This window comes from Streptomyces durocortorensis, assembly GCF_016901035.1.
Lineage (GTDB): Bacteria > Actinomycetota > Actinomycetes > Streptomycetales > Streptomycetaceae > Streptomyces > Streptomyces durocortorensis.
Genome location: NZ_JAFEUF010000589.1, coordinates 1 through 282, shown reverse-complemented (window position 1 = coordinate 282; position 282 = coordinate 1). Strand labels below are relative to the sequence as shown.

1 protein-coding gene is annotated in these 282 nt (G+C 74.8%); it reads right to left on the bottom strand.

Going from position 1 to position 282, the window contains the following annotated elements; genetic code table 11:
- The coding region (locus JS521_RS36190) for a hypothetical protein (protein ID WP_239488317.1) at positions 1–282 on the bottom strand (282 nt) is incomplete at both ends.

Below are 282 nucleotides of genomic sequence, written 5' to 3'. Positions count from 1 at the left end.
TTCAGACACCGGCACGACGAGCCGCCGCCGCAGGAGTGCCCGCCGGAGTGGCCGCCCGAGCCGGAGTCGCCGCCGGACCCGGAGTCGCCCCACGACGACCACCAGCCGCCGCCGGAGTCGCCGCCGCCGAAGCTGTCGCCGCCCCCCGATGCCACGCTCGACGAACGCCGGCTTCCCTTGCGCTTGTTCGACGGCCGACTGCCGCCGGTGGCCCGCAGAACGGCCAGCAGCCCTCCGACGACGACCGCGGCGATCACTATCGCGATGAAGACGCCCATGGCC